At 66.0% G+C, this 12,938-nt stretch carries 11 protein-coding genes; 3 read left to right on the top strand and 8 right to left on the bottom strand.

Going from position 1 to position 12,938, the window contains the following annotated elements:
- Positions 1 to 58 precede the first annotated feature (58 nt).
- From MB901379_RS18745 to MB901379_RS18715, 7 genes are all read right to left on the bottom strand, one after another.
- Positions 59 to 655, bottom strand: coding sequence for a TetR/AcrR family transcriptional regulator (locus MB901379_RS18745; protein ID WP_158017984.1), 597 nt, complete (start codon positions 653 to 655; stop codon positions 59 to 61).
- Complete coding sequence (locus MB901379_RS18740) at positions 652 to 2,145, bottom strand: FAD-dependent monooxygenase (protein WP_158019303.1); 1,494 nt, start codon at positions 2,143 to 2,145, stop codon at positions 652 to 654. Before MB901379_RS18740 ends, MB901379_RS18745 begins: the two co-directional genes overlap by 4 nt.
- Before the next feature lie 97 nt (positions 2,146 to 2,242).
- Positions 2,243 to 3,058 carry a C39 family peptidase gene (locus tag MB901379_RS18735; RefSeq protein ID WP_232021900.1) on the bottom strand — a complete coding sequence of 272 codons (816 nt, stop codon included), beginning with the start codon at positions 3,056 to 3,058 and terminating at the stop codon, positions 2,243 to 2,245.
- Between the two features lie 62 nt (positions 3,059 to 3,120).
- Positions 3,121 to 3,930 (bottom strand): IclR family transcriptional regulator, encoded by an 810-nt coding sequence (locus MB901379_RS18730; RefSeq protein ID WP_232021899.1) that lies wholly within the window; start codon positions 3,928 to 3,930, stop codon positions 3,121 to 3,123.
- A gap of 38 nt (positions 3,931 to 3,968) precedes the next feature.
- A complete protein-coding gene (locus MB901379_RS18725) occupies positions 3,969 to 5,117 on the bottom strand; it encodes an aromatic ring-hydroxylating oxygenase subunit alpha (protein WP_158017983.1) in 1,149 nt (382 codons plus the stop codon).
- Positions 5,114 to 6,262: an N-methyl-L-tryptophan oxidase gene (gene solA, locus MB901379_RS18720; RefSeq protein WP_158017982.1), complete on the bottom strand. Its 1,149-nt coding sequence runs from the start codon at positions 6,260 to 6,262 to the stop codon at positions 5,114 to 5,116. Before solA ends, MB901379_RS18725 begins: the two co-directional genes overlap by 4 nt.
- 6 nt (positions 6,263 to 6,268) lie before the next feature.
- Positions 6,269 to 8,716 (bottom strand): GcvT family protein, encoded by a 2,448-nt coding sequence (locus MB901379_RS18715; RefSeq protein ID WP_158017981.1) that lies wholly within the window; start codon positions 8,714 to 8,716, stop codon positions 6,269 to 6,271.
- Positions 8,717 to 8,974: 258 nt separating this feature from the next.
- Between MB901379_RS18715 and MB901379_RS18710 the strand changes: the two genes are divergently transcribed.
- On the top strand, positions 8,975 to 9,769 hold the full coding sequence (locus MB901379_RS18710; RefSeq protein ID WP_174237045.1) for a hypothetical protein: 795 nt from the start codon (positions 8,975 to 8,977) through the stop codon (positions 9,767 to 9,769).
- A 62-nt stretch (positions 9,770 to 9,831) separates the two neighbouring features.
- Complete coding sequence (locus MB901379_RS18705; RefSeq protein WP_158019300.1) at positions 9,832 to 11,433, top strand: esterase-like activity of phytase family protein; 1,602 nt, start codon at positions 9,832 to 9,834, stop codon at positions 11,431 to 11,433.
- 24 nt (positions 11,434 to 11,457) lie between these two features.
- Here the strand turns inward: MB901379_RS18705 and MB901379_RS18700 are convergent, their stop codons facing one another.
- Complete coding sequence (locus MB901379_RS18700; protein ID WP_232021898.1) at positions 11,458 to 11,982, bottom strand: nitroreductase family deazaflavin-dependent oxidoreductase; 525 nt, start codon at positions 11,980 to 11,982, stop codon at positions 11,458 to 11,460.
- 74 nt (positions 11,983 to 12,056) lie between these two features.
- Between MB901379_RS18700 and MB901379_RS18695 the strand changes: the two genes are divergently transcribed.
- Positions 12,057 to 12,836: a DUF427 domain-containing protein gene (locus MB901379_RS18695; protein ID WP_158017979.1), complete on the top strand. Its 780-nt coding sequence runs from the start codon at positions 12,057 to 12,059 to the stop codon at positions 12,834 to 12,836.
- Positions 12,837 to 12,938: the final 102 nt, after the last annotated feature.

Here is a 12,938-nt window from a genome sequence, read left to right as displayed (position 1 = left end):
GGGATCCGGCGGCAACCGTCCACCGGCTAGCCGCGGCCTCGAAGGTCGCGCTCGACGCTCAAGGCAACAACCCGACCTGGCGGTAGGCGGACTGCAAATAGCGTTTCAGCTGGCGCGCGGTGGCTGGTTGGGGCTGCAGGACCCGGTAGGTCACCGCGCCGGCGAGCATGTCCACGAGCACCTGCAGATCTGCGTCCGCCGCCACGGCGCCGTTGGCTTGCGCCCGCTTCAGCATCGCCAGCACGAGCTTGCGGCGCGGCAGGATGTAGCTGTCCCAATAGGTCGTTAGCAGCGCCGGATGGGTCACCGCGGAGCCGTAAACCTGCGCGACGAGCGCACGGAAAACGGGGTCCGCGGCGGTGCGCGCGGCCGCGTCGATATTGCGCAGCACCAGCTCGTCGGGCTCGATGCTGGCGATCTCTTGCGTTGTCGGCCAACGGATGTCCGTGTGCACGAACCTTTCGATGGCGTCGCAGACCAGCCGTTCCTTGCTGGACCAGCGCCGGTAGATGGTGGGTTTGCCGACGCCTGCGCGCCTGGCGACCTGCTCGATGGAGGTGCCGGTGATGCCGTGCTCGAGAAACAACTCCAGCGCCGCGGTAAGGATCGCGGCGTCCAGCGCCGGGTCTCGCGGGCGGCCCCGGGAGGCCGTCATCGCACCCGTCCGGCATGGAGCGCACGGTGCAGCCAGCGGTCCAGCTCATCGCGCCTGCGGCCGCGCCAGGCCAGGTGGCCGTCAGGGCGTACCAGATAGCCGTCGGCCTGCCCCGGGTCGACGCTTTGCAGAACGGTGACCCGATCACCGAGATGGGCTCGTGCGGTGTCGAGCAGCACCGGATCGGTGTCGTCGGGGTGGGCCGACAGCAGCAGTGCCCAATGGCCCCGCAGCTCGGCGTGCAGGCGGGTCAGCCCGGCGTCGATCCGGGCGCAGGCCTGGTCGGGAACGCGATCGCCGGCACGAGGTCTCGTCGTCGGCCGAGACCTTTGCGACAGCGGGCCGCGGCGGTAGCTGACCCACAGTTGGGAGGTTCGGTAGGTGACCCAGCGTTGAACCGCGGGCAGCCCGAACAGCGGTGTGAGCAGCCGGTCACGCACCAGCCGCCCCACCCGGCCCTCTGCGACGTTGACCTTGGTGACGGCGCTGGTGCCCCGCAACACCTCGGTGGCCAGCGGCCGCCGTTCGGCCTGGTAGGTGTCCAGCAACGCGCTGTGGGCCTGCCCGTTCACCACCAGCGCAAGCTTCCAGGCCAGGTTCTCGACGTCGCCGAGGCCGGTCAGCATCCCCTGCCCGCCGAACGGCGCGTGGGTATGGGCGGCGTCACCGGCGATCAGCACCCGCCCACTGCGGTAGCGGTCGGCGAGGCGGCGGTGAACGCTGAACATCGACAGCCAATCGGCGTCGATGACCCGCACGTCGATGCCGGTGCGTTCGGGCAGGATCTGCTGCAGCCGGTCCAGGATTTCTGGCTCGGTAGGTTTGGTGTCGGACCGGTCGGGGTCGTAGGCGATGACCCGCCACCATCCGTCGGGCATCGGCATCGCGCCGAGTATCCCCACCGATGAAACCCAAACGCTGGTGCCCGATCTGTCCAGATTCCAGTCCAGGCGGACATCGGCCAATAAGAACCGCTCGCTGAGCTTGACGCCGGGGAAACTGATACCGGCGAGCTGGCCGGTGGCGCTGCCCGCACCGTCGCAGCCGGCCAGCCAGCCGGCCTGGGCTTGCTCGCCCGTGCCCAGCGTCGCGACAACCCCGTCTGCGTCCTGACGGATGTCGACGAGCGGGGTGCCCCACTCGACGTGCCCGCCCAGATCGATGAGCCTGTCTCGCAGGGCCGCTTCGACTTTCGCCTGCGAGATGACCATCGGCGGCGCCGAGGTTCGTAGCCCCGGATCGCCGAATCGCAGCCGCAGCGTTGGCTTGCCATGTAGGTATGTCGTGATCGACATCGCCCGTAGACAGTGTTCGGGCAGGTCGCCGAGTGCGCCGAGCCGGTCGAGCACTTCGGAGCCGCGCGCGTGTAGGAAGTTCGCCCGTGACGTGCGTGCCGGCGCGGCGGCCTTGTCGACCACCCGAACCCGCACGCCCTGCGCGAGCAGACCGCAAGCCAAGCCGAGGCCGGCGGGTCCAGCGCCCACCACCATCACGTCCACTTGCCCGGCCCCAATGTTTAACGAAACGCTATCGTAACGAAAATGCTAGCACTGCGCTGGTACTGCTGTGCCACAACAGGTCTGACAATCAATTGTCGTTGACCGTGACGACCATCTCGCAGTCGCTGGCCCTCCAGGCTTGCATGAAGGTGGCGATGGAAACCTGCTTGTTGGCCCCCGACGGGTAGGCCGGGTCGTTGAGGTGCACCGTCGCGTTGCGAGTGTCCACACCGGTCACGACCAACGAGTGATCCGGGGCCGTACGATCGCCCTCCGGGCTGTCCCAGATGGTTTCGACGTTGACGGTGGCGATCACCTTGTGGCCGTCGCCGAGGTACCGCTCGATCGCCAAAAGGCCAGTGGGAACGCCGGTCTGGTCTTCGGTGGCGGCATTGGTGACCGCACCCCTGATGCCGTAGTGGGCCAGCAGGACCACCACATCGCTCGGGTCGGTGCCCCAGGTCTGGTTTGCCTTCGGGCGGATGTAGATCGAGCCCGGGTGCATCGCACTGGGGGTGTTCTCGGCCAACGTCACGATCTCTTCCTCGGAGGGTAGGTTCCCGGTCACTTGGCCGACGACGTCGGCGACCGACATCAGCACGCAGTTATCGGCCAGGTGCTGCATCTGCCAGTAGTGCGCGGCCAGGTCGGGCTGGCCGAAGACGGTGGCGGTGGCCTCGGTCTGGGCGGCGGGGCTGGCCACCGCCGGGACGGCGAGTGCCACGGCCGTACCGGCAGCGCCACCCGCGACGCCGGTAGCGATAAGCGCCGCCGCGGTGGCGGCGCGCGCTGCGGCAATGACTCGGGCCAGAAAGTCGTTCGACACCATGGGCTCCTTCTCGTTGGCCTCCGGTAGTCCGGTGTGGCTGTCACCGGTGAAAACGTCCGTAAGAACACGGTGCACCGCGACCCTCGCCAGATGCTCAACGAAATCTTGGGACCCAGCCAAGTACGCGGGCCGGTCGACTAAGAGTTGCGGTCGGTCCAGCCCAATCCGCGACTGATGCCGTCGGCCGCCGCAATCGTCTGCTTGGCGACCTCCTCGAAATCGGCGGCCTGCAGCCGGTAGGCCGGCCCGGAGACGCTCAGCGCCGCGGCCACCTGGCCGTGGCCGTCATAGACCGGTGCCGCCACCGCGTTGAGGCCGATTTCGAGTTCCTCGTGCGCGCTGGCCCAGCCGGCGTCGCGGGTGGCCGCGAGTTCGGCTTCCAGCGCATCGATGGCCACGATGGTGTTTTCGGTGAAGCCTTCCAGCGTCGTGCCGAGCCGATCACGCACCTCGTCGGCGTCCAGGCCGGCCAGCAATACCTTGCCGGCCGAGGTGGCGTGTGCCGGACAGCTTTGACCCACCCACGTCTGTAGCGCGATCTCGGCGGTGCTGACCGCCTCGACGATGTTGACTGTCCGGTTCTCGTCGAGGATCGCCAGGTTTGCCGTTTCACCCAGGTCGGCGGCCAGCTTGTCGCAGGCATCCTGACCCAGCTTCACCAGGTCCAGGTGACCGCTGCGGGCTCGGGCCAAGCGCGACACCGCGATGCCGAGCTGGTATTTGCCGCGCTCGGACAGCTGTTCGACGTAGCCGCGCGACTCCAGCGAGGTGATCAGCCGGGAGGCCGTCGACTTGTGCACCCCCAGCTCATCGGCGACCTCGGTCACCCCCGCCTTACCCATATCCGCCAGCAATTCGAGCACCAGCAGGGCACGATCAACCGATTGAACCGCGGGGACGGTGTCCGGCTCGGCGGCCTGAGCATCTGCGTTGTCGCCTGTCCCCATGATGATCGACGATATACCGCTGCTCAGAGGCACCGCGGTCACCCCGACTCGGCGGGCGTACCGATATGCGCGACTACCCACTGGTGGAATTCGGTGAGGTGATGTTCGGCAGGCACCAGAACGCCGCCGGCTCGGTAGCCGCGCGAGGACATCGCGGGTTGGGTTCGCTGGCAGGCGTCGAAGTCCTGTTCGTTGACCCGGTGGAACAGTTCGAACGAATGGGAAAGGTCACCGGCGGCGGCGACGTCGGCGGCGTAGAGCCAGTCGCATTCGACGACGGTGCGGTCGGGTGCGGTCGGGAACATCCGATGGATGATGACGTGGTCGGGGACCAGGTTGATGAACACCGTCGGCTTGACCGTGATCGCGAAATAGCGTCGGTTCTGCTCCGGAGTGATTCCGGGCAGGGGGGCGAAGCCTGCGCGGCCGTCCACGGTGAACCCGGCGACACCCGAACCGAACTCGGCTCCGCTGCCCACCGAGCGTTGGGCGGCTTGACCGCGGGCGAACTCCGGAACCAACCTGGTCAGCTCGGGGTGGATGGTGGCGCAGTGGTAGCACTCCATGAAGTTCTCGACGATCAACTTCCAGTTGGCCGCCACGTCGTAGGTCATTCGGCGGCCGAGTTGCAGTGTCTCGATCCGATAGTTGTCGATGGCTTCCACGTCGCCCAGGCGATGGGTGACCACGCCGACGACGTCCGCTTCAAACGACGGTGGGTCGTCGGCCAAGCAGACCCAGGCGTAACCCAGCCACTCCCGCAACGCCACCGGGAGCAGGCCATATCGGCCGCGGTTGAGGGCCGTGCCGTCGGGGTCGGTGAACGAGGCAATGTTGGGCGCCGCCATCAAGGTGCCGTCCAAACCGTAGGTCCAGGAGTGATACGGGCAGCGCAGATTGCGGCGCAGCTGACCCTCGGGTTCGGTACACAGCAGCGCACCGCGGTGCCGGCATATGTTGAGAAACGCGCGCAGCACCCGATCGCGGCCGCGCACCAGCAGCACGCTTTCCCGTCCCACCTGCACCGTCTTGAACTGCCCCGGCTCGGCCAGCTCGGCAGCGCGCACGACACAGAACCACAGACTCTCGAAGACGTGTTGCTGCTCGGCGGCAAAGACGGCGGGACTGGTGTAAAAGGCGCCGCCCAGGGTGGGAAGTAGTGCCGGCCGATGCTCAACAGCGGTCATACAGTCACCAACCTCTGCGGGTCGAACAGCGAAATGGGTTGGGCAGTAACGCCTTCGGTAGCAAGATCGGCAAGGATCTCACCGACCACCGGGACAAACTTGAAGCCATGGCCGGAAAAGCCGCACGCCACGATCACATGCGCGCAGTGTGGGTGCGGTGCTATCACGAAATGTTGGTCCGGAGTGGTGGAGTACATGCAAGTCACGGCGCGTAGGCAGGGGCCGGCCAGCGCCGGCAGCAGCTCGGTCACCCGCGCGGTCATTTCGTTGATCTCCAGCGCCTGCACTGACCGGTCGATGGTGTCCGGTGTGCAGTCGATGCCCTTCCGGAAGAAGGCAACCTTCACACCACCGTGTGGACCGTCGATCGCCGGGAAGCCGTATATCTGTGCTCCCGAGGCATTTTCGTTGATGAAGATCGGGTGATCGATGAACCGGGAAGCGCCGCCGACCGGGTCCAGCCAGTACATCACCTGACGTTCCACCCTGATTGGAACGCCCAACTGACCCAGCAGCTGCGGCGCCCAGGCGCCCGGGCAGATCACCAACCGTTCGGCGGTGTAGACGCTGCGGTCAGTGGTGACCCGAACGCCGTCTGTGGTCTGCTTCCAGTCCAGCACTCGTTCGGTGAATTGCATTGTGGCCCCGAATTTCTCGGCGAGATCCAGGTGTGCGCGCACGGTGAGCTCCGGCCGAGCTATCCCAGCCTTGGCCTCGTAGAGGGCGATATCCTCGGGCTGTGGTGTGAAGTTGGGGAACCGAGCGGTGATCTCTGCCGCGTCGAGCAGCTCATGCGGCAGGCCCCACTCCAGGCTGGCGCGCAGACTGCCGGATACCGTCAGGCAATCCGGGGGCCCGACGAACAATCCTCCGGTGAGCCGGTAGACATCGCGCCCGGCGTCGACGGCCAGTTTCTCCCACAACTCGTAGGCCCGCAGCAGCAGCGGCACATAACCGGGGTCCTCGAAATAGGACTGCCGGATGATTCGGGACCCGCCGTGGCTGGACCCCTTGTCGTGGGCAGGCTCATGCCGCTCGAGGCCCAGGACTCGGCGCCCTCTGGTGGCCAGATGATAGGCGGCAGAACTTCCCATCCCGCCCAAGCCGACCACGATGACGTCGTAACCCGTTGTCGTGCCTACCATGTCGAGCTACCTCCGGATTCGGGCCAGTTCGGGATCGACCACCGGTTGTGGGTGGACGGTCGCGGCGTGAGACTGGCCGCGGTGGTCGACGGTGACGGTGTCGCCGAGTGCACACTCGGCGGGCAGCCAGGCGTAGGCGATGGTGCGGCCCACGGTGGGCGAATATCCGGCGCTGGTGACGTATCCGACGCACACACCGTCGACCAGCACCGGCTCCTTGCCGAGTGCCACCGCGGCGGGATCGTTGAAGACGATGGACTGCAGTATCTTTCGCGGGTTAGCGCCCTGCAGGGCGGACTTGCCGATGAAGTCGCTCTTGGACATGCGAACCGCGAAGTCGAGGCCCGCTTCGGTCGGCAGGTGCTCGGTGGTCATGTCGATGCCCCAGGCCCGGTAGCCCTTCTCGATGCGCAGGCTGTTGAACGCGATGCGCCCGGCGGCAATGGCCTGGTGGCCGCTGCCGGCCGTCCACAACAGATCCCACAGCGCTGCGCCGTAGCCGGCCTCGGTGTAGATCTCCCAGCCCAGTTCGCCGACGTAGGAGACCCGCAACATGGTGACCGGGATGGCCGCCAGATAGGTCTGTAGCGCGCGAAAGTAGGGGAAGGCGTGATGTGACAGATCGTCTCGGCACAGCGGCTGCACAAGATCGCGCGCGGCCGGCCCCCACACCCCGATGCAGCAGGTGCCTCCGGTGATATCGCGCACCGTAACGCTGCCGTCTGCCGGTAGATGACGGGTCAGCCAGTCGAAGTCCTGGGGTCCGTTGGCGCCCACCTGGAAGCGGGTTGCGCCGAGCCTGGTGACGGTGAGATCGCTACGGATGCCCCCGGTTTCGTCGAGCATCAACGTGTAAGTCACCGATCCCACGCTCTTGTCGACGTTGTTGGTGGTGAGCCGTTGCAGAAAGTTCGCGGCACCGGAACCGGTGATCTCGTAACGGGTTAGCGGGGTCATGTCGTAGAGGCCAACGTGTTCCCGGGTCCACTGCGCTTCGGCGATCCCTATCGGCGACCAGAACAGCGCGGTCCAGCAGTCTCGTTCGGGAATGGTCATGCCGTGCGCGGCCAGCCATGGCACCAGCCCCGCGTTGGCCTCGAACCAAGCGGGTCGCTCCCAACCGGCGCCCTCATAGAAGTAGGCACCCAGCTCGCGCTGGCGGTGGTGGAACGGGCTGGTGCGCAGGCCGCGCAGCGTGGTGCGGTATTGATGGGGGTGGATGATGTCGTAGACCTCGACAAAGGCCTGCGCACACGTCTCGTCGACGAACCGCGGGCTGCGGGCGAAGTCCTCGAATCGGTACAGGTCGCATTCGTGCACATCGACCGACGGTGTGCCCTCGACGATCCACTCCGCGACGGCTTTGGCCACGCCCGCCGAGTGGGTCACCCAGACCGCTTCAGCGACCCAGAACCCGGCCAGCTCTCGGTGCTCGCCGAGCAGCGAAAAGCCGTCGGGGGTGAACGAGAAGATGCCGTTGAAGCCCTCCTCGACCTTGGTGTCCTGCAGCGCGGGCAGCACACGCACCGATTCCCGCCACGCCGGCTCGAAATCCTGCTCGGTGAACGGGAGCATCGACGGCATCGGCTCGCCTGCGGTATCGGCCAGCAGCGTGGACATGTCGACCGGCATGGGCTGGTGCCCGTAGTAGCCGATGCCGAGGCGGTCGACGTGCTCGCGGAAGTACAGATCGGCGTCCTGGTGCCGCAAGATCGGCAGCCGCGCGTCGTGGGCATCGGTGTTGCGACCCACCAATGGTGCGACTTGCCCGGTCTTGGCGTACTGGTGTGCCATCGGCACCAGCGGCAGGACCAGACCGACCTCCTTGGCCAACTGCGCTCCCCAGAATCCGGCCGCGCAGACCACGATGTCGGCATCGATCACGCCGTGGTTGGTGCGGATGCCGGTGACCCGGCCGTCGTGGTCGACAACGCCCAGCACCTCGGTGTCGGGCAGGCAGACCGCTCCGCGGGTCATCGCGCGCCGCGCCTGGGCGCCCGCCGCGCGCACGGCCGAGGCGAGGCCGTCGCGCGGAGTGTGAAAGCCGCCCAGGATCGCTTGGCGATCCAGCAGCGGATGCAGTTGGACGCACTCCGATGGGCTGAGCAACCGGCCCGGTATGCCCCATGCCTGCGCCCAACCGGCCTTGCGATGCAGGTCCGCCCAGCGTTCGGGGGTGCTAGCGATCTCGAGTCCGCCGACGGGGTTGAAGACCCGTCCGGCGGGGTGTCTCAGGCCCGAGAACTTGTCGACGGTGTAGCGCGCGAAGGCGCTCATCGTCTTGGAGGGATTGGTCGCAAATACCAGGCCTGGAGCATGGGACGTGGACCCGCCGGTGGTGAACAGCGGCCCGCGATCCACCACCGTGACCTCGGTGTGGCGCCGCGCGGTCAGCTCATCGGCCAGCGAGGTGCCGACGATGCCGGCGCCCACGATGACGATCTTCGGTCCCATGATGCAGCCCGCTTCCAGTTGTTCCGTAATACGAAACAGGTTGTGTATTGCGCAACATGTTGAGGCGTGCGGAAGCCGGTGTCAAGTGGACACGACGCCGCATCGATGACCGCGGGTTTGCGCCGTAGCCAGACATGTTGGTCAGACCGGATCTGCGGGTGGCCCACAGTGTTTGCCCAATCGGCCGGACCGCCCCGGCCAGCGACTCCCGACGACGCCGAGCGGGGCTGTCGCCGCGCGGCCATACACTGACCCATCGTGGGTATGCTCTTTGGTTTTTCGCCGTGGATCGTCTACTGGGTGCTGGTCGGCAACGTGCCGTTCGAAACCGCTGTGGCGGTGGCGCTGCTGCTAGCGCTGGCCGTGTTCGCCATTGGGCGGTCTGCGGGAAATCCCGGCTCTGCCATCGAAATTGGAGCCGTCGCAACCTTTTCGGCGCTGACGGTGCTGACGTTTGTCCTCAGCGACGCGTTCATGGCGCGTTGGATGCAGCCACTGAGCTACCTCGGGATCTTCCTGGTGGCTCTGGCGGGCGTGCTAATCGGCAAACCGTTCGTGCGTGAGTTCGCCGCCACCGAACAGCCTCCCGACGTGGTCAAGACGGAGCTGTTCGCTCGGATGACCGCGGTGCTGACCTGGATTTGGGTGGCCGCGTTCGCCGGCATGACGCTGTCCTCGGTGATTCCGCCGATCGTGCAAGGCCTCGGCGGGACCCGGGCCACCATCCTCGACACCAGCACCCCGCTGTCGTTCATCTGCTACTGGGTCGTGCCGTTTTCGCTGTTGGGCTTGGCGGCGCTGGCGTCCCGGCTGGTACCGCAGCGGATGCTCGCCGGAGTCGACGACATCGTCCGGGAAACCTCATTCGTCGCCTACGACGAAGCGACCATCGACGAGCTGTACTACCTAGCGCAGGAACACGCCAATCGCGAGGTCGGTCCGGGCAAGGAGGCCTACAACGTTAAGGTCGGCGGGATGGGAACCCCACTGACCGGCGACGAGTCGCGCAAGTCCTGGCCCTCTACCTACAAGGTTCGCGACAAGCGCCGTTAGAACCGAGTCGTCCAATTGCTTGGCGGCCGTGCACGCACGCGACAACTTTTTTTGGCTAAATGATGCGTATGACATACCAGGGGAGAAGGTGGCTGGCGCCGTTGGCGACGGCCTTGGCGCTGACGGCCTGCTCGTCGAGCGCCTCAGATCCCAGCGCCGCCTACGCCGGCGACGTCGATCTGAGTACGACACCCGGGACGGCGTTGACGATTGCCCCAGGCCGGTTGCTGGCCGCCACGCATGGTGTGACGCCGGTGGCATTCGGCAAGCCCACACACGGCACCATCGCCTACGGCGCAAACGGGACCATGATCTATACCCCCGAGGCCGGCTTCCGCGGGACCGACCAACTGACCGTCACCGTCAGTCCCGCCGTGCAGCTCTATGTCGAGGATCGGCTACCCATGACGACCGTCGGGGGTGTCCTCATCAATGCCAGTGCGCACGGTTCCGGCATCGCTGCCGTGCCGGGCAAAGCCGATGAAATCTATGGCCTCACCGACCGCGGCCCCAATGTTGAGGGACGTACCCCCGACGAAAAGGTGCTTCCGGTCCCCGGTTTTCACCCACACATCGCCAAACTGAAACTTGCCGACGGTTTGGCGACGGTGGAGCAGGTCATCACGCTGCACGGGCCGGCGGGCTCCCCGCTGGTGGGGCTGGTGCCCCCGCAGGCGAATACCGGGGAGGCGTTGGTGGACCTCAACGGGGCGCCGCTGCCGCCGTCCGAATACGGGCTGGACCCCGAAGGCCTGGTGGCCACGGTAGACGGAAGCTTCTGGGTATCCGACGAGTACGGGCCCTTTCTCATCCACTTCGATGCCCATGGCCGAGAGCAGGAACGCCTTTCGCCGTTCGACGGAACGTTGCCCCGAGAGCTCGCGCTACGCAGCCCCAATCATGGAATGGAAGGGCTGACCATCACCCCGGACGGAACGACGTTGGTGGGCATCATGCAGTCGGCAATCCAGGCGCCCGGGCTGACAGACCCGGCCCAGGGCGTCCCCGTCGTCCGCATCGTGACGATCAACATCGTCGATCCCAGCAACGTCCACGAATATCTGTACCCGCTGACCAATCCGCGGCAGAGCAACGTCGTCGTGTCAGAGATCAGCGCGCTCAGTGCCACCACCTTCCTGGTTGTCGAGCGTGACAACAAGCCGGCGCCCAACGGGAACAAGAAGATCTACACCGCAGACATCGCCGGGGCTACCGATGTCGGACCCCACGCACGGGTACCCGGAGCGGCTTACCAGGGCGAAGCCGGCGGCCTACTCATCGACCGGGTTCCGATCGAAACCTTTGTCGGGCCCAGCACCGACACCGAGGCCGTCGGCAAACTCAAGGCGGCCGGGATCACCGTTGCTGCCAAGGCCCTCGAACTCGATCTGGGCGACCTGGTTCGCACGCTTTCCCCCCATGGTGATTTTTTTGGGCACGCCAAGATCGAGGGTCTCACCACTCCGGACGGCGGCAAGACGCTAATCATCGCCAACGACAGTGATTTCGGACTGGCCGGGTTGGCTTCCGACACCCCGCCGTTTCGGCTCAAACCCAAAATCCTGCCCAACGGCACCCAGGACAATGGTGAGTTTCTCGTCGTCGACACGGATAAATTGCCGGCCAAGACCGAATCGGTAACGGTCCCGATCAAAGTCGGCTGAAATGTGGCTGATGCGACGATGTGGTCAGCCGGTCGCGGGTCGAAGGCGAAACACCCGGATCTCCCGCGGCGCGCAGCTTGACCGGTACCGTTCGAAACCCGCATAGAAGTCGACGGCGGTCGCCCACGCCGCTGCGCGCGCGTCGCCGGTGAGCAGCTCGGCACGGTACCGCTTGGGTGGGCCCTTGAACTCCACGGTGCATTCGGGGTGCGCGATTAGGTTGGCACTCCACGCGGGGTGCTTGGGTCGCCCGTAGTTGGACCCGATCGCTAGCAGCCCCTCGGAGTCCTCAATCAATCCCAACGGATGTGTGCGCGGCTGGCCGGACTTGGCCCCGGTCGATGTGACCAGACCGACCTTGTTGAAACCCGCCGAACTCAGCCGGCCCTTGGTGCGGGGGATCACCGCCCTGTCGATGTGCGGGGCAACTCGGAGCATGAAGTAGTAGCCCACCGGGCCCATCATGACGCGCTCCATGATCGCCTCGTCGAGTCGCAGCCGCCGCCCGCGAATGGGGCTTTCCCGCCTGAGCGCCACGGGTGTAGACAATAATCGATCGCCGGCTACATCGGTGCCGCATCGAGCTGGCCGGCCCGGCGTCCAAGGACTCGTAGGGGCAACACATGACCACCGATATCGTTGACCGCGACTACCCGCAAATGGCGGCCACCCGAGGACGCATCGAGCCCGCACCACGTCGGGTCCGCGGCTACCTGGGTCATGAGTTGGTCTTCGATACGACCGCCGCCCGCTATGTGTGGGAAATGCCCTACTACCCCGCATATTACGTGCCGATGGCAGATGTCCGCACGGAGTTCCTGCACGATGAGAACCATCCGCAGACGGTGCAGCTCGGCGCGTCGCACCTGTACTCGTTGATCGGCGCCGGGCAGTCCCACCCGTCGGCGGCGCGGGTGTTCGACGCCGAGACCGACAGCCCCGTCGCGGGTACCGTACGGTTCGACTGGAATGCGCTGCGGTGGTTCGAGGAAGACGAGCAGATCTACGGCCACCCGCGGAATCCCTACTCGCGGGTCGACGCGTTGCGTTCGCACCGACATGTCCGGGTCGAGCGAGACGGCGTCGTGCTCGCCGACACCCAAGCCCCGGTGCTGCTCTTCGAAACCGGGTTGCCAACCAGGTACTACATCGATCCCACCGATGTCGTCTTCGAGCACCTGGAACCGAGCCAGACGCAGACGCTGTGTCCCTACAAGGGGACGACGTCGAGGTACTGGTCAGTGCGCGTGGGCGACACCGTGTATCCCGACCTGGCCTGGACCTATCACTATCCGCTGCCGGCGGTCACGGCAATCGCCGGCCTGGTCGCGTTCTATAACGAGAAGCTCGACATCATCGTCGATGGTCGGTTTTTATCCCGGCCGCGGACCCAGTTCAGCTAAGACTCTGCGTGCGCATAATGTGAGATTCGCCTCTCCGGTTCTTGGAAAATAAGAATTTCTTACCAATTGCGGGTCAACACGGTATGGTTTGCGATGTCGTTG

This window comes from Mycobacterium basiliense, from assembly GCF_900292015.1.
GTDB lineage: Bacteria > Actinomycetota > Actinomycetes > Mycobacteriales > Mycobacteriaceae > Mycobacterium > Mycobacterium basiliense.
Note: the sequence above shows the minus strand (reverse complement) of the source record. Positions and strands in the feature narration are given on the sequence as shown.